The 22265-nt window shown below is 38.2% G+C and carries 13 protein-coding genes; 5 read left to right on the plus strand and 8 right to left on the minus strand.

Annotated elements, in window-relative coordinates; translation table 11 throughout:
* Positions 1-12: 12 nt before the first annotated feature.
* Complete coding sequence (locus TY21_RS10890) at positions 13-159, minus strand: hypothetical protein (RefSeq protein ID WP_158622982.1); 147 nt, start codon at positions 157-159, stop codon at positions 13-15.
* A gap of 415 nt (positions 160-574) precedes the next feature.
* Complete coding sequence (locus TY21_RS11755; RefSeq protein ID WP_079980025.1) at positions 575-682, minus strand: transposase family protein; 108 nt, start codon at positions 680-682, stop codon at positions 575-577.
* Positions 683-959: 277 nt separating this feature from the next.
* Here TY21_RS11755 and TY21_RS00175 point away from each other — a divergent pair, with 277 nt between their 5' ends.
* Both TY21_RS00175 and TY21_RS00180 read left to right on the plus strand, forming a co-directional pair.
* Positions 960-4313 carry a tetratricopeptide repeat protein gene (locus TY21_RS00175; RefSeq protein WP_042244152.1) on the plus strand — a complete coding sequence of 1118 codons (3354 nt, stop codon included), beginning with the start codon at positions 960-962 and terminating at the stop codon, positions 4311-4313.
* 95 nt (positions 4314-4408) lie between these two features.
* The gene (locus tag TY21_RS00180) at positions 4409-8644 is read left to right on the plus strand and encodes a tetratricopeptide repeat protein (protein WP_158622983.1); all 4236 of its coding nucleotides are present in this window, start codon (positions 4409-4411) and stop codon (positions 8642-8644) included.
* A 298-nt stretch (positions 8645-8942) separates the two neighbouring features.
* Here TY21_RS00180 and TY21_RS00185 read toward each other — a convergent pair whose 3' ends face one another.
* The 6 genes from TY21_RS00185 to TY21_RS00210 form a co-directional block, all read right to left on the minus strand.
* Positions 8943-9620 carry a Tfp pilus assembly protein FimT/FimU gene (locus tag TY21_RS00185; protein WP_130589424.1) on the minus strand — a complete coding sequence of 226 codons (678 nt, stop codon included), beginning with the start codon at positions 9618-9620 and terminating at the stop codon, positions 8943-8945.
* Positions 9621-10127: 507 nt separating this feature from the next.
* Positions 10128-10604, minus strand: a complete 477-nt coding sequence (locus TY21_RS00190; RefSeq protein WP_197725063.1) for a type II secretion system protein — start codon at positions 10602-10604, stop codon at positions 10128-10130.
* A gap of 20 nt (positions 10605-10624) precedes the next feature.
* Complete coding sequence (locus TY21_RS00195) at positions 10625-11809, minus strand: type II secretion system F family protein (protein ID WP_042244144.1); 1185 nt, start codon at positions 11807-11809, stop codon at positions 10625-10627.
* Between the two features lie 6 nt (positions 11810-11815).
* The gene (gene gspE / locus TY21_RS00200) at positions 11816-13444 is read right to left on the minus strand and encodes a type II secretion system ATPase GspE (RefSeq protein WP_079980024.1); all 1629 of its coding nucleotides are present in this window, start codon (positions 13442-13444) and stop codon (positions 11816-11818) included.
* Positions 13431-16010, minus strand: coding sequence for a type II secretion system protein GspD (locus tag TY21_RS00205; RefSeq protein WP_042244142.1), 2580 nt, complete (start codon positions 16008-16010; stop codon positions 13431-13433). Before TY21_RS00205 ends, gspE begins: the two co-directional genes overlap by 14 nt.
* The gene (locus TY21_RS00210; RefSeq protein ID WP_052354680.1) at positions 16007-17413 is read right to left on the minus strand and encodes a hypothetical protein; all 1407 of its coding nucleotides are present in this window, start codon (positions 17411-17413) and stop codon (positions 16007-16009) included. Before TY21_RS00210 ends, TY21_RS00205 begins: the two co-directional genes overlap by 4 nt.
* Positions 17414-17779: 366 nt before the next feature.
* Between TY21_RS00210 and TY21_RS00215 the strand changes: the two genes are divergently transcribed.
* The 3 genes from TY21_RS00215 (at position 17780) to TY21_RS00225 (ending at position 22231) form a co-directional block, all read left to right on the plus strand.
* Positions 17780-18187 carry a hypothetical protein gene (locus TY21_RS00215; RefSeq protein WP_042244140.1) on the plus strand — a complete coding sequence of 136 codons (408 nt, stop codon included), beginning with the start codon at positions 17780-17782 and terminating at the stop codon, positions 18185-18187.
* A gap of 324 nt (positions 18188-18511) precedes the next feature.
* Entirely contained in the window at positions 18512-19903 is a 1392-nt protein-coding gene (locus TY21_RS00220; RefSeq protein WP_042244138.1) for a Na(+)-translocating NADH-quinone reductase subunit A, read from the plus strand.
* Between the two features lie 981 nt (positions 19904-20884).
* On the plus strand, positions 20885-22231 hold the full coding sequence (locus TY21_RS00225; protein ID WP_042244136.1) for a hypothetical protein: 1347 nt from the start codon (positions 20885-20887) through the stop codon (positions 22229-22231).
* Positions 22232-22265: the final 34 nt, after the last annotated feature.

Genomic DNA, 22265 nt, shown 5'->3' on the forward strand with positions numbered 1-22265 from the left:
GATAATGCTTGGCTAAAGTAGGGCATTCTCTTTGATAGGCCGCTTGGCTAAAGATGACTGCCAATCTTTGTTCAGCACATGCATAGCAGGAGAGGAGGTTCTCTCAAAAGCTCGATAGCCTTCTACTATTTCTACCGTCTTATCGTGGAGGTGCTTCAAATATAAGCTCTTTAGCCTCTTTGATTTGCATGGGCACACGCGTGATAAATAAGCTTTGTTCTTCTTTAAAAACTTGTAAGATGGCTGGCGTATAAAGAGTACTATCTCCTACTATATAACAATTCTCGTAGGCTTGCTGAAAGCTTTTTGGTTAGGTCAGTAATCATGACAGCAAAATCCTTATGCCCTTTGCGTATAGCCATTCCATCAATATCGATGACTTGCGTAGGTAGAAGTGATTGTAAGTGTTGTTTGCTCGTAGCTTCCTTTTGTTAAATCTCTGCAGCCGTTTTTATCACTCATCTCAAATTTTAAGCTTATGGAAGAAGCTGCTGTTTTTTGGCAGCATCTATAGACTTGCTAATCATATCGTTTGGTAGAGTGCTTATAAGGAGAAGCAAAATCTAAAGATCCATTAAGTACAATAACATTCTTGGCATTCAAACCTTCTTAAATCGATTTCAATGTAACAAGCTCGTCCAGCTAAATCTACATCACGATAAACTTTTGGCTTAATATCCAACTAAATTAAACGTTGACTGACCACAGTGGGGATATAGCAGTACATTATTTAAACGAGTAATTAAAACTCTAACCGTGCCATCTTAAATGTAAATTTCCTTAAATTTTATTTCTTCCAAATTAATAAGTTTTGTTAGATAATTTCTATTTATTATTTATTCGCTCTTCTTTTTTTTTAAAATTTAATAGGAGATATATGCTATTTTATTTAACTAATTTCAACCTTAAATAAACATTTTACTACACAAGTCTTCGAAGAGCTAAAATAGGATAAGCTTATGAATCAGTTCTCATCAGATCCTCTCCGTATTCATCCCTTAATTTTTCCAGCTTTTGAAAATAAAGAAGAATATTCTAGTTACTCAACAAGAGATACCACAGCCTGTAGAGATATTAGCTTTAAGATATTCAAAGAACTGGGGTTACAAGATCTATGTCAAGCCAAATTAGTCTGTAAGGAATGGAAACATTTAATTGAAGGTGGCTCTTTAGCTATAAAAGCTTATACTCTAGCTTTAAAACTTTTTATTCAAAAAGGCAACTCTATTAAGGAAGCTTTTTGCATAGAAAAACTAGGCGATATTTATTTAGGCAAAGATAGTACTAAAGCATTGCTTCAAGCCGTAGGGCTATACAATTACTCCTTACATATTTCTTCGAAAAATCAACAAAAGATTATCAAAGAAAAACTTTTTAATGCGCAGCGCCTACTTACTAGAATTTGTAGAGGAAAATCTTTAAGCAATGGGTTAATAGAAAAACAATTTGAAGGTAATCGCGAAGTATTAAAAAATTTTAGAGAAGAAATAGAAAAGAAGATTCAAGTACTGCCCGAAAATCCTTCACCTCAAGAAGTAAGAAAGCTTTATAGAGATATTGCAAAGGGTGTAAAAAGCTTTTTTAGCATTCTAGCTAACCAAGCCATTGATGTCTTAGGCGATGCACCTTGTGAATACGCTATGATAGGCTTTGGCTCGTTAGCTAGAGAAGAGATGACTCCTTATTCTGATCTAGAATTTGGTGTTCTTATACAAGAAGATGTACCTATAAATAAGAAGTATTTTAGGAATCTTACAAATCTACTTCACTTGCAGGTTATCAACTTAGGCGAAACAATTCTTCCTGCATTGAACATTCCTTGCTTAAAAGCCATCCATTTTTTTGATGGTATTACGCCACGCGGCTTTGCTTTTGATGGTGCAGGGGTAGAAGGAAAAGGGTGTAAAATTCCTCTAGGCAATGGTAAAACATTTGAGCTTATCCAAACCCCTGAAAAGATGGCCCAATATATTGCTCAAGATGAAAATGGAGAGTGGTGGCATGAAAAAGAGCCTCACCTCCCTATGGAGCTATTAACCTTCACTCACTTGTTAGGCAACGAGGAGCTAACCGAGCTATATAGACAAAATGTTCAACGCAAGCTTGCTACACCTTATCAACAAGATTTTGATCTTCGTCAATACTTAGCTAAAAAGCATTTGATCCAAGCGGATATGATATCTTTTAATCCAAATTTGAATGATCTAAGAAGACAAGGTATGCTTTTTAGAGCTAAAGAGGATTTCTACCGTTTTCCTCATCTAGCTTTAGATCGCTTGGCTCTGTTTATAAAAGTGACTGCTTCAAATACCTTTTCCAGGCTCGCTCAGTTAAATAAGCAAGGGATTTTAACGGATGAGGCTGCTGAAAAGCTAGAGGAGTGGATGAGCATAGCATTGCTTATGCGACTTAGAACCTATTCCTACTATCAATCTCAGAAAGAGATGATGAACCCTTTAATTAAACTCTTCGGATTTGAGGATCCAGCTCTTATTAGAAAACAGTTTGATTTAAATCCGAAATTATTAAAAAAAGTAGAAAGAATTTATAGTATTTTTATTCCTTTCTATCAAGCTGTTCAAAAGTTCCTCTCTGGCGATGAGGAGGCTCTTAAGTTTTCCACTTTAAATGGTGATTTGCCTCAAATCCAAGGGGACATAGCTTTAAGATTATTTCAACAAGAAGAAGCAAAAAAGTGGTATATCTTAGCAAGACAGGCTACTCCACAAAATCCTGACATTATAAATATTTTAGGGCTTATCTACGAAGAGCAAGGTGACTTAAAGACTGCAGCTGATTGTATCAATCAAGCAATTGCTACGGAGTGTGAACATGCGGAAAAAGATTACTTTAAGATGGCAAAGTTTTATAACAATCTGGCACAAATCTATACTCAACAGGGGAAGTTAGAGCAGGCAGAGGAGTCTGTAAAGAGAGCGCTTGCCATTGGACTTCATCCTAAGAAGGGAAATCTTGGTATTGTAGCAATGTCGTGCAACAAACTAAGCCAAATTAATCTTATTCGAAGAAATTTGGAGCTGACGATAGAATATACTAACAAAGCGCTTGTTATACACTTGAATTTCCTTGGTAGAGATCATCCTGCTGTAGCAGTGGAATATAACAATTTGGGGGTATTCTACACAGAACAAAAAAATTTTGTGCTCGCAGAGATTTACATCTTGAAAGCGCTCAATATTGACATTGAGCATTATGGCGAAAATCATCCTGCCGTGGCAAGAGATTATAACAACCTAGCTTGGGTCTACCTTGGCTTAAAAAAGCTAGAAAAGGCAGATGAGTATAGCAAGAGAGCCCTCAACATTAATCTCAAGCTGTTTGGTGACAATCATCCTACCGGAGCAGCTTATTATCATACGCAAGGTGTAATTTATATGAACCAAAGGAATATGAGTCAGGCAGCTGAATATTGCGAGAAAGCTTTAGAAATGCAACTTAGGTTATCTGGTGAAAAAAATTTAAATGTAGCAATCATTTACACCAACTTAGGGGCGATTTATAAAGAACAAGGAAAGTCAAAACAGGCAGTAGAACGGACTAAGAAAGCGCTTTTTATCATTCACGGCCTGTTTGGTAGAAAGCATCCTAATGGGATAAAAATTTATTATAGTTTGGCGGAAATCTATATATCCCAAAATGAATTAAGATGGGCGGGTAAATGCATTAAAAAAGCACTTAAAATTGAGATTCCACTTTTAGATAAAAATGATTGTAGGCTGGCAAATTTTTACCACCTACTGGGGCAAGTCTATGGAAAACAAGGAAAACTTGGCCGGGCAGCTGAGCATGCTAAGAAAGCGCTTGAGATTAAGATTACGCATTCTGGTGAAAATAAGTTAGAAGTTGCAAAAGATTATGATAAATTAGGAATGCTTTATCTTAAGCATGGAAATTTAGAATTGGCCGCTAAATGCTTTAAGAAAGAGATTAAAATTAATACACTGCTTTTTGATGAAAATCATCATAAACTATCAGTCCTTCATTATCAACTGGGGCAAATTTATAGAAAGCAAGGAAATCTTGATCAAGCAGTTGAACATATGAAGAAAGCTCTTGAAATTAAGATTATGCATTCTGGTGAAAATCATTATAAAGTAGCCATCCTTTACAATAATTTGGGAGCGATTTATTTAGCACAGGAAAAATTAGAATTGGCAACCCAATATGCCGAGAAAGCGATTAACATTAAGACAGCACTATTTTTTAAGGAAAAACATTTTTCTATTGTAATGATGTTTAAGGTACTAAGAAAACTTTATAGAATGCCAGAAAAGAGTGGAATTGGTAGCTAATTATGCTAAGAAAGCGCTTGAAATTAAAGCTTCATTTTATGAATAAAGAGCATTGATTAAAAAAGCTAAGACTAGCTTAAAAAATGGATAAGCTTATGAATCATCTTTCATCAGAACCTCACCGTATTCACTCAGTATTATTTCCTGCCTTCAAGAATGAAGAAGCACATGGTAGCTATTCTGCAAGAGATACTACTGCCTATAGAGAGATTAGCTTAAAGATATTCAAAGAATTAGGATTACAAGATCTATGTCAAGCCAAACTAGTCTGTAAGGAGTGGAAGCAGCTAGTTGAAGGTAGTTTTTTAAGCGAAAAAGCCTATACGCAAGCTTTAAAGAGTATTTTTGAAAAGAAAGACCCTATTCAAGAAAGCTGTTGCATAGAAAAATTAGGCGATATTTATTTAAGAAAAGAAACGACAGAGACGCTTCTGCAAGCGGCGGGTCTTTACAATTATGCCTTACGTCTAGCTCCTCAAGAGCGGCAAGAAGTTCTTAAAGATAGACTTTTTCAAGTACAAAATTTACTTGTTAAACAATGTAAAGGCAGACCTTTTGATCCGGTAGTAGTAGAAAAACAATTTGAAAACAATCGTAAGGTATTGAAAAAATTCAGAGAAGAAATAGGGGAGAAAATTCAAAAGCTACCGGAAACTCCTTCTTGCCAAGAGGTGAGAGATCTATATGCTGAGATAGCTTGCCAGATAAAAATTTTCTTTGGGCAGCTTGCAATACAAATTTTTGACAATTTAGGTCCTGCTCCATGTGAATACGCCATGATAGGTTTTGGCTCCCTAGCTAGAGAAGAGATGACTCCTTATTCAGACCTAGAATTTGGCATTCTTATAGAACAAGATACTTCAGTAAATAGAGAATATTTCAAGTGTTTTACAATCCTCCTTCACTTGCAGGTTATCAACTTAGGAGAAACCATTCTTCCTGCTTTAAACATTCCTTGCTTAAAAGCCATCAATTTTTTTGATGGTTTAACACCTCGGGGCTTTGCCTTTGATGGGGCAGGAGTAGAAGGAAAGGGGTGTAAAACCCCTTTAGGCAATGGTAAGACATTTGAGCTTATCCAAACTCCTGGACAGATGGCCCAGTATATTGGTAAAGATGAAGAAGGTCAGTGGTGGCATGAAAAAGAGCCTCACCTCCCTATGGAATTGCTAAACTTTACTCCTTTGTTAGGCAGTAGAGAGTTAACTAAAGCCTATGATGAGAAAATTCATGAAGTGCTTAATATGCCTTATCAAGAAAACCTTGATTTGCGTCAGTATTTGGCCAAGCAGCACCTTGTTCTAGCTGATATGGAAGCTTTTGACCCGGGAATGGGTGATTTAGACAAGCATGGCATGCTTTTTCAAGTAAAAAAAGATTTCTATCGGTTTCCCCATTTAGCTTTGGACCGATTAGCGCTTCTTAAAAAAGTAGAAGTTTCCGACACTTTTACTAGGATTGACAAGTTAAGTGAGCTAGGGATTATGACACAAGGAGCCACTGAAAAGTTAAAGGATTGGATGAGCCTAGCCTTATTTATGCGTCTTAGGACTTATTCTCATTATCGAGCGCAAAAAGAGATGATGAATCCTCTCCTTAAGCCCTTTGGATTTGAAGATCCAGATCTTATTGAAAAGCAGTTTGCTTTAGATCATAAAGCCTTAGAAAAAATAGAAAAAATCTATCATATCTTTATTCCTTTCTATCAAGCTATCAAAGAATTTTTAGCTGGCAATGAAGAGCAACTTAGATTTTCTGATTTGGAGGATAATTCGCTAAAAACGCGAGGACATATATGTCGAAGGATTTTTCAAAATAGAAATGCAGAAAAATGGTATCTACGGGCTATAGAAGCAAATCCACAAGATTCGGAGGTTTTAAATACTCTTGGAAATATTTACCAATACAAAGGCAATTTAGGCAAAGCGGTAGAGTATAGCGAGAAAGCGCTTGCCATTGAACTTAAGCTGTATGGTGTAAATCATCCCAGGATAGCAATATGTTACAACAATTTAGGAACAATCTACGAAGAGCAAGGCAATTTAGGCAAAGCGGTAGAGTATAGTGAGAAGGCGCTTGCTATTGGCCTTAAGGCTTTGGGAGAAAATCATCCTATAGTGGCAACTCATTATAACAACCTAGGGCAAATCTACAAAGCCCAAGGCAATTTAGACAAAGCGGTAAAGTATAGTAACAAAGCGCTTGCTATCAACCTTAAACTTTTTGGAGAAAATAATTCTACGGTGGCAACCGATTATAACAACCTAGGACAAATCTATAAAGAACAAGGTGATTTAAAAAAGGCGGCAGAGTATTTAAATAAAGCACTTGCCATTGACCTTAAGCTATATGGCGAAAAACATCCCATCGTGGCCATTCGTCACAACAACTTAGGACTGATCTACCAAGGCCAGGGTACTTTAGAAAAAGCGGCAGAGTATAGCACTAAAGCGCTTACCATTGACCTTAAGTTGTTTGGCGAAAATCATCCCCAGGTAGCAAGAGATTACAATAATTTAGGAGCAATCTACAAGGACGAAGGCAATTTATGCAAGGCGTTGGAGCATAGTAACAAAGCGCTAGCTATTAACCTTAAGCTTTATGGTGAAAACCATCCTAGTGTGGCAACCCATTATAATAACCTTGGACAAATCTATAAAGAACAAGGCGATTTAAAAAAGACGTTAAAGTATTTAAACAAAGCTTTTACAATTAACCTTAAGCTTTTTGGAGAAAATCATTCCACGGTGGCAATAGATTACAGGAATCTAGGACAAATCTACAAAGAGCAAGGCCATTTAAATAAAGCCGAAGAGTATAGCAGCAAAGCGCTTGCCATTAACCTTAAGCTTTTTAGAGAAAATCATCCCGCCGTGACAATCGATTATAGCAATCTAGGACAAATCTATAAAGCACAAGGCCATTTAAATAAAGCCGAAGAGTATAGCAGCAAAGCGCTTGCTATTGACCTTAAGCTTTTTGGAGAAAATCATCCTATGGTGGCAGCAAATTACATCAATTTGGAAACAATCTACCAAGACCAAGGCAAACTAGACAAGGCAGCAGAGTATAATAGCAAAGCGCTAGTTATCAACCTTAAGCTGTATGGTGAGAATCATTCTACTGTGTCAGCTTGTTACAGCAATCTAGGAGCAATCTACGAAAACAATGGTAATTTAGACACGGCGGTGGAGTGTAGCAATAAAGCGCTCGCTATCAACCTTAAGCTTTATGGTGAAAATCATTCTACTGTGTCAGTTTGTTACAGCAATCTAGGAGCAATCTACAAAAACCAGGGTAATCTAGCCAAGGCGGGAGAGTATAGCAACAAAGCGCTAGCAATCGACCTTAAGTTATTTGGCGAAAATCATCCCAACGTAGCAAGAGATTACAATAATTTAGGAGCAATCTACAAAGACAAAGGCAATTCATGCAAAGCGTTGGAGTATAGCAACAAAGCGCTAGCCATTAACCTTAAGCTGTATGGTGAAAATCATTCTAGTGTGGCAACTCGTTATAACAACTTAGGCCAAATTTATAAAGCCCAAGGCAATTTAGACAAGGCGGCAGAGTATCTAAATAAAGCACTTGCCATTGACCTTAAGCTTTATGGTGAAAATTATCACAACATAGCAAGAGATTACAACAACTTAGGAGCAATATACAAAGCGCAAGGCAATTTAGATAAGGCGGCAGAGTATAGCAACAAAGCGCTTGCTATTGACCTTAAGCTTTTTGGGGGAAATCATTGTAGTGTGGCAACTCATTATAACAACTTAGGGCAAATCTACAACGTTCAAGGTAATTTAGGCAAAGCGGTAGAGTATAGTAACAAAGCGCTTGCTACCAATCTTAAACTTTTTGGTGAAAATCATCCTAGTGTGGCAACTTATTATAATAACCTAGGACAAATCTATAAAAAACAAGGCAATTTAAAAAAGGCGGCAGAGTATTTAAAAAAATCACTTGTCATCAGTCTTAAGCTATTTGGTGAAAATTATCCCCTTGTTGCCATTTGTTACAATAACCTAGGACTGATCTACCAAGAGCAAGGCAATTTAGACAAGTCGGCAGAGTATAGCAAAAAAGCGCTTACCATTAACCTTAAGCTTTTTGGGGAAAACTACCCCAAGGTGGCAATTTGTTACAATAACTTAGGAAGGACCTACCAAAAACAAGATAAGTTACGAAAAGCATTTAAGCATATCAGTAAAGCTTTGGAACTTGCTTACCACTTATATGGAAAAGATCATCCCAATGTAATAACAATTTGCAATAACCTACAGGTACTCTTCTTAGAGGCTTATTTAAAACAGCATAGGCACAAATAGTTTTTTTCGTAACTTTTAAGCCCTAGGGGACGCCATCTGATTAGCTTTAAAAATTATGCTATAAGATCTTGTTATACCTTTTTAAGCTACTTCTTATGCAGCCCCGTACTTTATAAAATCCCTTGTGTTAAGTAAAAAGACAGCTTTTAGAGGATTTGATATGTAGACGGAGTTTTTTTAAACCGTATTACTTAATGTACTAGAATAATTTTTAGGCTATCTTCCCCGTGTATTGAATTTGCGTTTATCCTATCAAACGTTGAAAATTGTCAGAATATCTTCTATAAATCAAGGAGAATCATAAGCTATTACTTTTGGCTAACCTTTTCTCTTGAATTTCTTGCACTGTGGCATTGATGAGTTTTATCTCAAAATCGGCGTTTTGCTTTCCCTTAGAGGTGAGGTCGGGACTGTTAGTAAGCGTACTAACGATTGGCTGAGGATAACCAGGCAAGTAAATAAATCTCTCTAATGTGCCTGATGTGTTGCTTTGCGCATGTGTGGCCAGCCGCATCACTCCTTTACTCATGACTGAGCCCTTGGAAAAAAACTTAACATCTATTTTATTGGATTCATGATGGGTTCTATTTTCATCATGAAATTCAATCAGCTGAATGTAGTGCAAGGGTTTTTCTTTATCTGTCACAAGCTCTAATAGCTTATCATCTAGATTACCCTCTACTTTAAGGCGCATGAGGTTAGCTTGACTATTTTGAGCGCTTTCAAAAATAACATGCACATCAGCATTCATGATCAACATTAAGTTTTGAGCTAGCCTTAAGTAATCTACGACTAGGTCTGTTTCGGTCTTAAAACGCTGTTCACGTAAAGCTTTATGAACATTAAAGCCTATTACTCCCAAGGTCAGAGCTAAGATTGCCATCACCATCAGCAGCTCTAAAAGGGTAATGAAACGCTTTTTGACTCGCTTACTTTTTGAATAAGGTCGCATGGCTTCTGTGTGCCACGAGCACATTATAGATGTGCGTAACTATACGAAAGATGAGGAAAATGGCTCCTCGAAGTCGCTTTGCAGGAAGAGATTTCAAACCACCTTAAGCTGCTTTGGTCAAAAGCCAAGGTAGTGAGCGTTAAGGAAAAGGTGTGATAAACATATCAGGTGAGGGCTAAGGAGACGAACGAAAGTGAACTATCGGTCCAAGTGTCGAAAGCGTAAAGATGATGTCAAAACTGGGGGTTAAAAGCTCTTCCAGGATAAATTAGGGCAACCTGTTTACTGCCTAAATGGCGTCCGGCATAAAGATAGCGTGAACTTAGTCTAGGCTTTTGTATGGAACGTGGGAACCTCATAGATGATGTTAAGAGAAAACTATATAAGTGAAGAACACAAAGTGGGAAATATCGAAGCATGTATGAGGGGCAGATCAACTCGTAGTAGTGAGGAAGCCTTTGTAATGAAGGGGGAGCGAAGGGGTTGAATTGTTCAATCCACCTCAATAAGTCAAGTAGAAATACGAGGAACTTATGGGGGTGGGGAAAAGGCTGGAAAGCTTGAAGAACAATAGGAGCCGTATGAAGCGAGAGTTTCACGTACGTGTCTGTGGGAGCCTAAGGGGGAAGTTCCCTTGGGCGACCCGATTTTATATTCGTTATATTTATCTGAGGAGACATGGATAGCATTATTTTCAGAAGTGACTCTAAATTCGTGCCCCCAGCCATCTTTAATCAGATCGTCAGGATTTTTTACTAGGGGAGAGGCAATAATTACTTTCTTCCATTCAGAATCTAAGTGATCTAATAACGCAGGATCGTCAGCGGCACTCAAATTTAATATTGTTTCAATTTTGTCTATTGCTGCTCGCGTTTTAAAAGCTTTGCCCTCATCTAAGCTCCCTCGATAGTTGTAAGTAATGACCCCTGCTATTAAGGCAATCAAAAACATCACAATCATAATTTCGATTAGAGTAATATATCTTTTTTTTAACACATAAAATTTCATGAAACCTCCTTAGGATGCAATTACATAGTCAATGAACTTACGTCTGTTAAGGGAAGCAAAATAGCTAATAGCACGATGCCAATAATAGTTCCCATCACAATTAATATTACAGGTTGGGCAAGCGCCATTACCCGTTCTAGTGACTTTTCTATCTCATTTTCATATATATCTGCTACCTTATTAAACATGGCAGTCGCATTGCCTGATTCTTCACCTACTGCTAGCATGCGAGAAACTAGCTTAGGAATGTAACGAGAGTGCATGAGTTCAGCACTTAGAGAACTTCCTTCAATAATCTTTCCTTCTGCCTTTTTTACCTCTTCTTCTAAAACAATATTATGCATCACTTCACGCGAAATGCGCAAAGAGTTGATGACGGGCAGCCCTCCTTGCTGCAAAGTTCCCATCGTGCGGCAAAAGCGCGCTACACAAGTTTGAATGATAAGCGTTTTAAGCAAGGGAACTTTGATCATGTTGCGTTCAAGCCAGAGCCTACCCGGGAGGCTCCGCAAGAAGTGAACAAGATAAATAATCCCCGCTAGAACTGAAGGTAGGGCAATCCACCAGTAACTCCTAAACCCTCGGCTCATTCCCAGTACAAATTCTGTAAAGCCATTTAATTGGCGATCGACAAAGATGCCCTCAATTGAAGGAACAACAAACCCTAGCAGCATAAGAATGATTAAAAATGAAAATGCAGCAAGGACAGCAGGGTAGACCATCGCTGTGATGATTTGCTTCTTTAATTTATTTTGCTTTTGCAATAATTGACTAAGTTTGTCCAGGACTATATCTAACGCTCCTACAGCTTCGCCAGCGGTGATCATTGAACAATAAAGTTTATCAAAGCTATCAGGGAAGTTACCCATGCTTTGTGAAAGCGATTGACCAGCTTTGATCTGTTCGCAAAGGCTTAAAATTACACGATGGCAGGAATCTGTACGGTATTGCTCTTCTAAGGCTAATAAGCTTTCATAAAGAGGGACTCCTGCGCTGACTAACTGAGAGAGCTGTAAAGTAAAAGCTAAAAGAGTATCACCTTTAAGGTTTTGCTTTTTAGAGATAGTTGTACGCAAGGCAAGCTTTTTTAACATGGTGCCTTGGCTGCGCAGTTTTTCCTTAGCTTCTTTTTCAGTTTGCGCTTCAATCAATCCGGTGCGTTTTTTACCCCACGAATCAAGGGCTTCATAACTATATAAGGGCATAAAGTCTTAGCCCTCCTCAATGCCACGGGTGGTACGTAAAACTTCAGCGACAGTAGTAATCCCTTGCTTAGTTAGAAGGCTGCCATGACTTAATAGACTCGTCATGCCTGCATGTAAAGCCACTCTTCGCAGTTCTACCGCGTCAGGACTTTTAACAATTTGCTGCTTGACGGCATGGTTGACAAGCATTAATTCATAAATACCGTGGCGTCCTTTATATCCTGAACCATAGCATGCCTGGCAGCCTGTACCATGGAAAAGATGCCCTTCCGATAAATTTTCTCTTTTTAAGCCTATATTTTGTATTTCTTGGTCTGTAGGAGTATAAAAAGTTTTGCAATGGGAACATATTTTGCGTACAAGACGTTGGGCTAGTACTCCAATAATACAAGAGGAGAGTAGGTAGGGCTCTATGCCCATATCCACAAGACGGGTGATGGCAGAGGGAGCATCATTGGTATGAAGAGTACTTAATACAAGATGGCCGGTAAGAGAGGCTTGAATAGCAATCTCTGCTGTTTCTTTATCGCGGATTTCGCCAATCATAATGATGTCTGGATCTTGCCGTAGAATATGCCGTAAGCCTGTAGCAAAATCTAACTTGATTTTTGGATGGACTCCTATTTGAGCAATACCTTTCAAATTATACTCTACCGGATCTTCAATCGTCATGATATTGGTTTCATCATTGTACATCTCGCAAATAGCGCTATATAATGTCGTGGTTTTACCACTTCCGGTAGGTCCAGTCACAAGAATAATGCCTTCAGGAACGGCGATTAATTTTTTAAAGTCCTTATAACAGTTAGGGGGCATGCCAATTTTATCTAGCCCTAAAATGACATTGCCTTTATCAAGAATACGCATGACAATACGCTCTCCTCCAGATACAGGAACTGTGCTGACGCGAAAGTCAATCTCGCGGCGTCCCATCTTTAGCTTGAGGCGTCCGTCCTGAGGAAGCCTATGCTCAGCGATGTCGAGTCTAGACATCACCTTTATACGGGTGAGCAACTGAGCTTGTTGATCAGGAGCAGGACTATGACGCGCTTGTAAGACTCCATCGATACGATATCTTACGCGTAAACCATTTTCAGAAGGCTCAAAATGGATATCGGAGGCGCCTTGTTGGATAGCTTCTGTTAAAATTAAGTTGATAACCTTAACGATAGGGGCTTGATGCTGGCTATTGTCTAAAAGGTCATATATTTCAATTTCAGCTTCTACCCGTTCATCGCCGCGTGTGAGGTGAGCAAGCATTTCCGAAGCTTCGCCATGTTCTAAATTATAGCAATCATTGATCGAAGCAAGGATCACATCTTTAGGGCAATAAGCGGCTTTAATTGTCTTGTTGAGGATAAGACGCAATTCTTCTAAAGCTTCAAGGTGTAAGGGATCCGCTATAACGACTAACACCGTCTCTTTATCTTCTTGAAGAGGAAGGATAAAATTTTTCTTAGCAAAAGTGTAGGGGGTTTTTTTTATTAGTTCTTTAGAGATACGGAAGGAGGAAAGATCATTATAAATAACCATGCCGAATTGAAGAGCAAGATGGCGATTATGATCATCATTTTGCTTGGGCGCTTCTTTTTTTGAATGCAGGTGGCCTGAGGTTATATATTTATCTTCCGTCATATTCTCCCAAAGGTAAAGGCTCACAGCGCTCTTGTTCTCTTCCAAAGAGAAGCTGTACTGTGCCCCGTAATAAGCGATCTTTTTCCGCATTCTTTGCTTCTTCAAGGGCATACAAGAAAGAAGGAATATCTCCTGGACGGCGTGTAAGCTCTCTATAGCGATAAAGCTCAAGGTCTTCTTTGGGGTCAGCAACAATTTTGGGAGTAATACAGATAAACATCTCCACACTATTATCCGTCATTGCAGTCGAGCTAAAAAGCTTGCCCAGGCCGGGGATTTCTCCTAAAAAAGGGATAGAATCTTTAGCATCATCGGTAATTTTTCTTCTTAATCCCCCTAAAATAACGGTTTGGCCGTCAGGTATGCGGACTTCATTGTTAATCACCCGCCTAGTTACATCGGGCTGCGAGGGATTAAGGCCACCATTAATTGTTTCAAAGACCAGATCTGTTTGAAGCGTAATAGAATCGCCTTCCTCTTCATGATCGTCAAAATTGCTATTAGGCTCTCCCCCTAACCCTTCGTGGCTCGTATGGATGATAGGAGTGATGTCAATTCTAATTCCGTACCGTGCACGAGCGAAGGTGTTGTTAAGTGCAGTGGTATTAGTTACAGGGGTAATGATCACCCCTGTATTAACAGTGATCTCATCTTCGATCGCGATGTGGGCCTGCGTTTGATTTAAAGTCAATACTGAGGGGCTGGCGTTGATAGAAATATCTTCTTGTGAAATTAAAAATTGATACACTGCATCATATGCAGGAATCCTACTTGATTTTTTTCGATTCATAAAAAAGGTGGTAATGCCTCTATTATCAGGCAGGATTTTATTAACGAGGGGCTGGAAAAAGTTAACATTATAGTCTAAGCCGGTTGCATGGGCATTTAAAGCATCCGAGCCAATCTTTAATAAATTTAAGCCAATATTATCCTGGTTGCTAATCCTTTTTTCAAAAAGAAGAATCTCGATCTGTACCATTTTTTTAGGAATGTCTAATTTTCTAATTAATTCCTTAAGCTTGGGAAGAAGCTCAGCTTCTACCACCATGACAATGGCTCCTGTTTTTGGGTCCACTATAAAGTTGGTACGGCCCCCATTAGGATCGATAGCACGGTTGTTTTCTTCGTAAGGATCCGGATTAACGATATAACGGTCGTTTAAATAGTAGCCTCCCTCAAAAGCATTGAAAGGAGAGCCATTATTTAATTCTTTTTTCCCATTCGAGGAAGCAGCAAGCTCAGGAGAAGATGATTCAGAGAAAGCTTGATTATCAGTGCGCATGCCTGGACGTTGTTGGACCATCAGCGCATAAACTTTGAGAAGAATATCGGCTAATTTAAGAGGATCAGAGTGGCGCGTGGTATACCAATGGATGACTTTTTCGCTAACTCCTCCCATATGGCTTTCTACTTCACAAATAATTTTTTCCGCTCTTTTAATCTCTTCGTTGGTTCCATAAAGAAAAAGAGCGGGAGCCAAGTTGCTAAGAGGAATAATACGCAGGCTGTTAGCTTCTACCGTCGAGCTGTTATTTTCTGAGGAAAAGTTTTTGGCTACGTGTGCAAAATCTAATGGAGCAGATATTTTTTCATTTCTTTCAGAAATTTTTCCCAGGGAAGGAGAGGTTCCTGAGAGTTGCTCGAAAACAGCGGAGAGAACTTTACTCATCTCTTCAGCCGCAATACGTTTTAAAGGGATGAGTTTATATTCTTTATCTCCCCGGTTGGCAGAGATAAAGTCATAGAGCTTGAGCAGTTCTTGAAGGTCTATCTTAGGTGCTACCACTAAAATGTCTCGACCAATCAACTGAAGAACGGTAGTGGTAGGGTTGATAAATTTATCTAAAAAATGCCACACACGTTTGATTTCGGCAGCTTCAGGGGAAAGCATAAAAAGAACACGTGCTTCTGCAGGTAGAAGGTCTAACTCTTCTCGCTTATTAGTAATCATCTTTAGATTCGATCTATCTTGCTTAAGAAAATAGAGTTGGCGCAGGTAAGCATTTAACTGTTTAAAACCTATGCCGTTTTGTACAAGAATTAATTCCAGCATTTCATCCCACGAGGCCCGAGGAATAGGGAGATTAGAATCTACACTTAATTTTACCGTGGCAATCTCAGGAGAAAGCAAATAAACATAATTTTGAGAACCATAGTCGATAACAAGTTGCCCAATATTAGTGTCAGGTTGATGCCATAAAGAGTAACCTTCTGTAGCCGCCATTTCAGCCGACAGTTGCTGCCACCCTTTTTGGGCATCTTGAATGCTTTTACGCAAGGTGTTAATTTGAGTTAAAAGCTTGTGGTAAGCTTCTTCAGGAGCATTCATGCTATAAAGCTTTTCCACTTCTGCATATAAATCGCGTAGCTGGCTTTGTTGTTCTTTTAGCTCATGATTGATGTCCCTTAAATGTTCTTGCATCTCTGGATGGAGATCATTACTGTTTTGCGTAAAACTAGCTTTTTTCTCAGCAATTGTTTGCCCCCATAAAGGTGATAATACCCTTGTTATGAAAATAAAAATGCTTAATAAGGAAAAGCAAAAGAAATTTTTAGTTGTGTTCATAAGCTATTCAAGGGTTCCAGAGTTTTTTCAGTTTCAAATCTTTTAGATATTATAGGGAGAGGTGGGGGAGAATTTAGATCCGCAGGGGAAGAGGTTGGCGGCAAAGAGTTATTGGAGGGTAGATCTTTTTCCTTTCCTTCTGCTTTTCTTCTACCTAAAAATGCAGAATTAATAGGAAGCTCTAAGGGTTTAGCTTCCGAACGCGACGAATTATAAAGAGTACCTACTAACAATTGTTGCTCATTTTTACGTTCGATACCCCCAAATATGAATAATATGCCCACCAATTTGCGGGAGACATAATCATCAACCTCTTGAGGCTTACTTAATTTTTTCCATCCGCTACTGGTTAAGATTAACCAATCTTTAGGCTTTAATAATATCCTTTTCTTACTAATCTCAAAAACAAATTGAGAGTGGGTATGAGATCCTAAAAATTTAAAATTTTGTAAGGCATTTTGAGGCATCCAAGGTTCAGAAGATTTTAGAAGATTAAGAGCTATCTTGGAACGCCCCTCTATATCCCAAAGCTCTAGCTGCATTAAACGATCATCAATTTTTTTGATAACTAATAACGGGTAACCTAAAGAATCCATACCTGGCTTGACAAGTTTCCATTGGTCCTCTTTCCATATCAATGTATCACCTAAGCCAACAAAAAGTGAATAAACCCCTTCGCCTTCGCCAAAATCAAGCCTTTGCTTACCCATATTTAGGCTATGCTCGCTGCCTCCATGATCTTCTAAAAAGCGATCTATACCATACCATCGTGCTTTTTGGCGGGCTAATAAGCTACCGTCAACACGCCACTTTCCTATTTCCCAGGGAACATGCGTACGCACATATTCTTTTTTAGGCAAAGTAAACTTAGCGTAAGAGCAAGGTTCCTGAATGATCTGACCTTTATCATCTATCATATTGACTTTTATACTAGCGTCTTGATTGTTTGCTGCAGCATGAAGCCAAAGAGGGGTCGGGAGATTGTCGGGATTGAACATGTATTGCGAAGGATTTGCCTGGCGATCATAAGAAATATACATTTTCTCTGCCGGGGAAATTGAGGAAACCGAGGGGTTTCCATTAAAAGCAAAATGAAGCAAAGGGAGAGCTTCTTTTGCATCGGGTCGATCATTTGTGCCGTAGTAAATTAGATGCTTACGAAGATCGGGTAACTGCAGGGTAATAGGAAAGTGTTTTAGCTGGAGAATGGAATGCCTGATTGCATCGTAAGCCTCTTGTGGTTGACTGTAGCAGCTCCTGGGTAAGTTTCTTTTTATATCAGTAAGCGTGTTGACGGGAATTTCAAGAGGACGAGTCCAGCGATAAGCTAAAGCACTTATCAAGAGTGCTATAACTGTAAAAGTCATTGCTAAATTAACGCCAAAAAGCCATTTTTTTTCCATATCACACTTTATAGTTACCAAGGAAGAATTATAACGGATCCTCCTCATTTTGATGGAGGAATTTTATTAGATTTATGAAATTTAGTGGGTTATATGAGTGAAAGAAAGCTTTATAGAAAATTTTAATGAAAAGCCTTAAAATATCTCCTTTATATTGTTTAAGAATTTCCTAGTAGGGGATAGAGAAATAAAAATTAGTAGATAGATTTTAGCCTATTTACAATTAGAAGCTTAGGAAGATTTGACTTGAAGCATGCCTATTGTAAAGGTTAATTCACTTTCTTTTATCAATTATTTTATTGAATATTTCTTGAAACCTGATCTATATTGACAAACAAGTAATAATACTACCGATAAGGGGGCTAAATGAACGCTGGCGAAGAGAATAAAGATCCATCTCAAGAGGGTATACAGGGAGTAGAGGCAGAGCATCTTAAGAAGGGAGAGAAGAAAATACATGGTTTGATCGATTTTGCTAAGACTAACACAAAAGATTCCATTGCTTATATTATTATGATTTTAGGCATTATTCTCTTGTTTTTTGAGCAATTTTCAGGAGGGATGCTAATAGGGATTATTTCGGGACTTTATTATTCTGTAGAAATTCAAGATCTTTTTAGTCACTTTAATGAGTTTATTGATGAGCAAGGAATCGTGAGGGGAATTGTGCTAGGAGTTGTAGCTATAGCCCTATTTATTTCTGCTCCAGGGATTTTTGTAGGAGCTATATTAGCAGTTATTATAAAATATCTTTTTAGCCCTAGTAGCGCTTAAATTTTTTAGCCTACACATTACCTATTAAACCTATAACTCATGCTTTAACTTTCATAAAGAATGAGTTTTTAGGTTTTTTTGTTTTTCCCCAATTGGCTAAAGTTCGCGTTAAAAGTTTATTAAAGAGAGTAGCGAGCTGCATGTAGCTTTTGCTTTTAAATTAAAAGTAAAGGTCGAATAAGGGATCAATAAGGTGAGTGTGATAAGAGAGAAAGTTTTGTTTAACCTTAAAAAATTCTCTTAAGCTTCCTTGAATGCTTGCTAAAAACTATTCTTTTCAGTAATTTTCCATTAAATTGCTATATTTATTCGAGGCATCCCTTCATGGCATATATAAAAATAACAAGAGGCTTAGATATCCCTTTAGGTGGGAAACCTAATGAGCATGCGCATTCTTTATCCTCCGCAAGCCAAGTAATTTCTTTAGATGCTCCCTCTATAGTTTCTCTAGATTTAAAACCTTTTGCCGACTTGAAATTTAAGCTTCTTATTAAACAAGATGAAGCTGTCAAAATAGGCCAGCCTCTTGTAGAAGATAAGGGATGCCCAGGAAGAATGTTTGTTGCCCCTGCTTCAGGAGTTATTAAAGAGATAAGACGAGGGTATAAAAGGATCTTACAAGAGATTATAATTACTGTAAGGGAAGACGAACCTTTTGCCGAGCGTCCTGCTAAACCTCTTGAAGGAATGTCTAAAGAAAATCTTATAGAGTTAATGAAAGAAAAAGGTTTTTTTTCTAATATTCGTGTTAGGCCTTTTAATAATTTAGCCGATCCTTATAAGGCTCCGCGCTCTATCTTTGTCAAAGCAATTGAGTCGGCTCCTTATAATCCGCCGGCAGAAATGCAGGTGCAAGGCTATAAAGATGAATTTCAGCTAGGCTTAAATGCCCTTGCAAAGTTAACTACCGGTACAGTCCACTTAATTTATCGCGCAGGCTCTACATGTAAAGCTTTTATAGAAGCACAAAATGTTCAGCAACATACGGCTGAAGGGCCTCACCCTATTGGCAATGTGTCGGTGCATATCCAAGCTTTAGATCCTATCAAGAGGGCCGATGATATTGTATGGGTAGTTAATGCCCAGCAGGTGGTAGCCTTAGGATATTTTTTAGCCCATGGTCATTATCATATCGAACGTGTCATCAGTATAGCCGGTCCCGGTATTCTACCTGACCGCACAGGCTACTTTAAAGTGCAAGCAGGCTATCCCATCGCTTCCTTGTTAGCCGGACGTCTACAACCAGGCTGCCAACGTTTGATTTCAGGAGATCCTTTAACAGGACGCAAGGTAGAAGAAACTGATTTTTTAGGCAGCGAAGATTATACCTGCTGTGTATTTCCTGAAAATAACTCGCGAGAGTTTCTTCATTTTTTCAGATTAGGGATAAATAAATATTCTTTTAGTAAAGGTTATCTTTCCGGGCATTTAGCTAGATTTAAGAAAGACTATAGCTTTACAACCAATCAACACGGCGAGCAGCGCGCTTTCATTGATTCTACCCTTTACGACCAAGTTCAACCTTTAGCTATACCCACTATGCTATTAGTAAAGGCAGTCATGGCAGAGGATTATGAATTAGCAGAATCTTTAGGGTTGTTAGAGGTCTGTGGAGAAGATTTTGCTTTACCCTCCTTTGTAGACCCTTCTAAAATAGAAATGGGGGAGATTATAGATCAGGGCTTAAAACGCTATGCAAGCGAGGTCTTAGCTTAACGTAAAACTGCCTAAAAGCTACACTTTAGATCCTTGCAGATTTTTGTAAGGACCGAAAATAGGCTTAGGCATTTTTCTACCCGTGTTATTAAACTTTCGGCATCCTTTTTCAGTGTCAGCTCTCAGATGGCGTGTTTATAGAAACCTTTAAAGTGTCTGCACAAATATGCCCTTCATGCTTCTCAACCTTTTTGCTTTATCTTATTAAGCTATTACCTTCTTATTGTTTTAATTGACGGGCCAGGAATGGTGGTAGCGTTCTTTCGTTTATCTTAAACTTAAATCAGTAGTGTCATTTGGCAGCAAAAAAGCAACGGAAATAGAAGGTAAACGCTCTCTTTAAAAAATTATTATAAAGTGGTTAGGGGGCTGGATTGCCCGGTACCTTCATAATCTAATTTCTTCCTCTATAGCTTAAGTCTTAAGTATCTAGATCTTTTTTTAAAGAGTTGGAGGGGGGATTGAGGTAATAGGTCAAACGGGCTTTCTAATGGCACAAGTTTTTGCTCCCTTCCTTGTAATTTTTAAAGCCAAAATTGCTTTTCTTTAACACGAAATCGTGCATTCCATACTTAATCTTAAGCTTTTAAACTTCAAAAACATAAAAAACATTCCTTAAATTTAATTTCCGTATTTTTATCATTCGACGGTCTAAAAAAATCACTAAGAAAAATGGGCTAGAAAAAAAGATTTTTCTTTTCCTCATTCATTGATTGCCTATGTTCACTTAAAGCTTTTTATCAGTCTAAGTAAGAGTTCTTTATAAGCGTATCGCTTTTTCTAAATGTGACAATCTTAAGACTAAAGCTAAGAAGGTGGCTTAATTCGCTAACATTTCAGCAATTTATCCCTCAGCATCTTTATGTCCTTCCCTATCTTTTTCTCTTGCTTGCAACAAACAAGTTGGTTTTCCCATCTTGGCATAGGAATTGCAAGAAAGGTACTGCTTTAAATTCATGTTCATTCAAGGAGAATAACATTATGGAACCAGATCTTTCTTTCAATTCAAGAAACGATTTAACCAATCACTTACTCAATTTTACTGCGGTAGCAAGTAATCTTTCGGAGGGAAGCCAGGCCTCAGGTTCTCTCCCGGCTCAAGTTATGAAGGCTAAAGTCATCATGATTGGTGAAACTCATGGGCAAGGGGCGGAACAGATAGGTAAGCTTGTAAATGCGGTAGCTTTTCAATATTTAAGCAAAAATAAGGGTAAGGTTAAGCTTTTAGTAGAAGGAGATATAAACAAAAGAGCAGAGTATATAGCTTCATTACCTGGTACCTATCGGAAGCATATCGACATATCATCTTGGGATACAGATGCCTCAAAAGCAGTAATAGAGTCTTTCTATAATAAGGTTGCTAGCCCTTTTCATATGAGATTGTGCCATGACTTTATTGCCTATTTATCTGACTCTTCTACAAGCAACAGGAAAGAAATAGAGGGTATCTTACATAGGTTAACCTTTGTACTGATACCTGAATGGATAGAAGACAATAGCCATCCATCATTACGTTCAAGTGTAGAAAGCAATTTAGATGACTTAAAAAGTCATTTACAAGAACTTCAATCTCATGTCAATCAAAAGGAAGCATCCTTAAGCTTCTTATACTCTTTAAAGTTATATGTAAAAACGTTTCACGAAATGCTAAGAGAAATAACGATACAACCGATTCCTGAGCGTAATAGGGGAATGGTAGAAAATATTCAGCAAAGTTTAAGCTCTGCTGACAAAATTATAGTTATTGCAGGAAAGAGCCATCTTTTTGACTATGATACTTTTTCCGAAAAAGAAAAGGTTTTTATCAAAGAGGGCATTCAAATGGTGACGGAAAGCTTATCACAACCAGAAACTCCCTATATAATCCTGGATGCGCCTTCATTAAATACTTTTACTGAAACAGAAGAGCACATTCAGCCTCAACCTGTTCCTCCTGAATGGCTGAATGATTCTGTACCGTCCGATGCTGATAAGGGGGAATCGCAAGCGAGCAATAAAACAGAAGATCTCTCCCCCACAGAGATTATTTCTCATGCCTCTAGTTCTTCGGTAGCTGCTGCAGAGTCCGAAGAATCTCAGAAAGAAGAGATACAAGCTAGCAAAGCTTCAGCAGAAAGCGGCCAGGATGCCATTTATCAAGCACTTAACATAAATATTGAGCATATACAAGCAGTAGGTAACAGAGAATATCTAGCTTTACAATTTAAAGGAAGTTTTGATGCAATATGGGGAGAGATAGAAAGGAAAAAAAGTATCGCTACGGAAGATGACATCATGTTGGCTAAACTTTTAACTGTTACTATAAACAAATTGCTCGAATTGAAATAAAGCCAAGCTCTTAAAGAGAGGAGAGGGAATTAAG

It is taken from the genome of Neochlamydia sp. S13 (assembly GCF_000648235.2).
GTDB lineage: Bacteria > Chlamydiota > Chlamydiia > Chlamydiales > Parachlamydiaceae > Neochlamydia.

What these genes read in the sequence shown, in the direction of transcription:
- TY21_RS00185 (WP_130589424.1), bottom strand. Translation starts at nt 9,620, where the DNA reads ATGTGCTCGTGGCACACAGAAGCCATGCGACCTTATTCAAAAAGTAAG.
- TY21_RS00180 (WP_158622983.1), top strand. Translation starts at nt 4,409, where the DNA reads ATGAATCATCTTTCATCAGAACCTCACCGTATTCACTCAGTATTATTT.
- TY21_RS00220 (WP_042244138.1), top strand. Translation starts at nt 18,512, where the DNA reads ATGGCATATATAAAAATAACAAGAGGCTTAGATATCCCTTTAGGTGGG.
- TY21_RS00210 (WP_052354680.1), bottom strand. Translation starts at nt 17,413, where the DNA reads ATGGAAAAAAAATGGCTTTTTGGCGTTAATTTAGCAATGACTTTTACA.
- TY21_RS00205 (WP_042244142.1), bottom strand. Translation starts at nt 16,010, where the DNA reads ATGAACACAACTAAAAATTTCTTTTGCTTTTCCTTATTAAGCATTTTT.
- TY21_RS00190 (WP_197725063.1), bottom strand. Translation starts at nt 10,604, where the DNA reads ATGAAATTTTATGTGTTAAAAAAAAGATATATTACTCTAATCGAAATT.
- TY21_RS00225 (WP_042244136.1), top strand. Translation starts at nt 20,885, where the DNA reads ATGGAACCAGATCTTTCTTTCAATTCAAGAAACGATTTAACCAATCAC.
- gspE (WP_079980024.1), bottom strand. Translation starts at nt 13,444, where the DNA reads ATGACGGAAGATAAATATATAACCTCAGGCCACCTGCATTCAAAAAAA.
- TY21_RS00175 (WP_042244152.1), top strand. Translation starts at nt 960, where the DNA reads ATGAATCAGTTCTCATCAGATCCTCTCCGTATTCATCCCTTAATTTTT.
- TY21_RS00215 (WP_042244140.1), top strand. Translation starts at nt 17,780, where the DNA reads ATGAACGCTGGCGAAGAGAATAAAGATCCATCTCAAGAGGGTATACAG.
- TY21_RS00195 (WP_042244144.1), bottom strand. Translation starts at nt 11,809, where the DNA reads ATGCCCTTATATAGTTATGAAGCCCTTGATTCGTGGGGTAAAAAACGC.